Here is a 3,170-nt window from a genome sequence, read left to right as displayed (position 1 = left end):
CGTCAGCCGAGGGGGCTCCCGTCGCCGAGCCCCGCCATTACCGAGAGAGACGCGAGGAAGAGGAGGCCGAACACGAGTCCGGCCAGGCACCAGGCCAGGCTGCGACGCGATGCCCGGCGCGCCCCGGCGACGTCGTGGGCAAGGAGCCGATGTGACGCGCGCGAGGAGTTGATGATCCCCATCACGCCGAGCGGCGCGCACAGGAATGTCGTCAGGATCGCGAGAGCCAGGTAGTTGCCGACCTTCGGCGTCGCCTCGGAACCTGGCCCCCGCCGCGCCCCCGACCTCTGCCGCGTCCGCGCGTGCCGTGGTGTCTGCGTGGACCGCGGTGCCTGTGCGTGTCGCGGTGCCTGTGCATGCCGCGGTGTCCGCGTGTGCCGCCGGACCGCCTGGTGGGGTTCGGCGGGTCGGTGGGCCTGTGTTCCGGGCCAGCCCGGATGGGGGTGGGGGCCGGTGTCGTTGTGTCGACTCCGCGGGTAGCCGGTCGAGTAGTGATGGCCGCTCGAGTAGTAGTGACCGCCGGTGTCGGCCGCGGTCCAGGGAGCCCAGCGGGCACCGGTGCCCGTCCGGCAACCGGCGTTCGTGCGGGTGCCGGTGTTCGTCCGACCGGTGTGGTTCGTCGACCCCGGGCCGCCCGCGCCCGGTGCCGGGGACGAGGGCGGCCCGGTGAGGCGGGCGTCGTACTCGTCCCGCCACTTGTCGAGGATTTCGTGGGACACGGTGAGGAGCTGCATCGTGCGCATGGACTGTGCGTCCCGGCTGGCGGGATTGTCCGGATGATGGGCCCGGACACGGGCCCGGTACGCCCGGCGGATCTCCGCCCGGTCAGCGGTGCGCGCCACCCCGAGCACGGTGTAGGCGTCGGCGCCGCCGAGTTCGCGAACCAGCCGGTTGAGCGGGGCCAACGTCCGATCCGCTTGACGACGTCGCCGCGGTTCCGATCGGAAGGCACCATGCGAACCGCCATTCCCCGTCGTCGGCCGGGCGCCATCAGCGGTGATGATAGGCGATCCGTCCGCCATCTGTCCGCCATTCGTCTGCCTTTGGCAGATTCGTGCTGTCAGGCCGTGACGTCCCGGCGGGCCAGGCTCACCGCCCCGATCACCGCCGCACCGGCGGCATACAGACCTCCGATCAGCAGCGCCGACCCGTAGCCGGCATCGGCGGTACCTCCCTGGCCGATCGCGTCGAAGACCAGTCCAGGGAAGACCCGGCCCGCTCCGCTCCAGGACTCCTGGACAATGTGCTCGATCGGAAACGTCCACGCGATCCCGACGGCGAGGGTGAGCGCCGTCGACCGCAGGACCAGCCCGAGCACGGTCCCGGCGAGTCCGAAGAAAACGGCGGCCACCAGCGCGTTCAGGTAGCTCGACGCTGCCTCCCCGAGCGCGTCGGCGCTCCACCACGCTGACGTGTCAATGTCCCGAATCCCGGCGACGGCCAGCCCGACGACGATGCTGACCACCAGCGCGGCGACGAGCGCCACCGCCACCAGGACGAGCATGACCGCCATGCGTCCGGCGAGCCAACCCAGCCGCCGGGGCTCCCGTAGGAACAGGGTTCGCAGCGTCCCCTGGCTGTACTCGAGGGTGATGCTGATCGCGAAGACGAGGAAGACCAGCAGGCCGGTGAAGGTGCTCCCGCCGGTGAAACCGAGTGCCACCCCGGACGCCGCGGACACCTGCGTGAACGTGACGTCGAAGCTCGGTGGCCCACCGCTGCCGCCCGGCGGGGAGCCGCCCGGATCGGCCAGTGCGAGGAGCAGCACGGTCGACAGCACGCTCAGCAGGGCGAGGATGCCCATGGCCACCGCCGTACTCGGCCGCCACAGCTTGATCGGCTCGGCGTGGAAGGACCGCCGGGCCGCTACCAGGAGACTCATCGCAGTGTCCCCTCGTCATGACGGGCCGCCGCAGCGGCGGACAGCCCGCGGATCGGACTCGTGGATCTGGTCGTCGTCCCGCCCGTGGGGGGCCGCTGGGAGCCGGCACGCCGGCCGGTGCTGGTGTCGGTGCTGGTGTCGGTGATGTCGCCGCCCGGGTTCGGGCCTGGGTGACCAGACCCTGGTAGCGGTCCTCCAAGCTGAGCCGGCGCGGAGACATCTCGACGAGGGTGATGCCCCGGGCCGCCGCGGCCCGGTTGATCCTGGCCAGCAGGCGGGTGGGGCCGTCGGGGCCGTCGGGTCCGTCGTCTGGGTTCGCGTCGAGGCTGACGACGACATCCCGGGGCCGCCGCGTCGCCGGTACCGCCAGGCCGGCGAGGAGATCGGCGAGCAGCGGGACGTCATCGTCGTGCTCGGGGCGTAGGACGATGTCGTAGGTGGAGGTTGCCATCAGCCGGTCGGTCGGCCCCTGGTAGGCCAGCCGCCCGCCCTCCACGACGATCAGCCAGTCGCAGATCTGCTCGACCTCGGCGAGTAGATGCGACGAGATCAGGACGGTGCGCGCCGTGCGCCGGCTCCCGGCGATGGCCGGCCCGGCGGCGATGGATCGGATGAGCTCACGCATCTGCCGGATCCCGATCGGGTCCAGTCCGTTCGTCGGCTCGTCGAGGATGAGCAGGTCCGGATCGCTGAGCAGGGCGGCGCCGATGGCGAGGCGCTGCTTCATGCCGAGGGAGTACGTCCGTACCTTGTCCGCGCCGCGGCCGGTGAGTCCGACCTCGTCGAGGATCCCGTCCACCCGCGTCGGGTCCTGCCCGCCCAGCACGGCGAGGGAGGCGAGGTTGCGGGCACCGGACAGCGCCGGGTACAGCGCGGGGCTCTCGATCAGGGCGCCCACCCGTGGCAGGTAGCGGGCCGGTGTCACCAGGGGATGACCGAGGACGGTCCCGGAGCCCCCGCTGGGGCGGACCAGGCCGAGCAGCATGCGCAGGGTCGTCGTCTTGCCGGCCCTGTTGGGCCCGACGAATCCGGCGACGACCCCCTCGGGAATCGTGAGGTCGAGACCGGTGACGACGGTCCGGCGCCCGTACCGCTTGGTCAGACCCTGGACGTCGACGGCGGCCGGCCGGTCTGTCTCAGGTGCCGGTCGGGTGGTGCCGGGCCGGGTGGTGCCGGGTGATGGCGAACTGCGCTCGCCAGTGGTTGTCATCATGGGAATCAGACTGGTGTGGCCGCCCCCTCACGTCGTCCGTCCAGCGGCGGCATCGTCGTACGCAATGTGGCGCAG

The 3,170-nt window shown here is 71.9% G+C and carries 2 protein-coding genes and 1 pseudogene; all 3 read right to left on the bottom strand.

Features of this window, described 5'->3' with window-relative positions; all coding sequences use genetic code 11:
* Nucleotides 1-2: 2 nt before the first annotated feature.
* Nucleotides 3-905: a CD225/dispanin family protein gene (locus tag AC08OQ_RS18715; RefSeq protein WP_476612271.1), complete on the bottom strand. Its 903-nt coding sequence runs from the start codon at nt 903-905 to the stop codon at nt 3-5.
* Nucleotides 906-1,060: 155 nt separating this feature from the next.
* The gene (locus tag AC08OQ_RS18710; protein WP_462189134.1) at nt 1,061-1,882 is read right to left on the bottom strand and encodes an ABC transporter; all 822 of its coding nucleotides are present in this window, start codon (nt 1,880-1,882) and stop codon (nt 1,061-1,063) included.
* Nucleotides 1,883-2,471: 589 nt separating this feature from the next.
* Nucleotides 2,472-3,092: pseudogene (locus AC08OQ_RS18705) on the bottom strand (ABC transporter ATP-binding protein); the annotation flags it as partial.
* Nucleotides 3,093-3,170 lie beyond the last annotated feature (78 nt).

This window comes from Frankia sp. CcCS3, assembly GCF_977927575.1.
Note: the sequence above shows the minus strand (reverse complement) of the source record. Positions and strands in the feature narration are given on the sequence as shown.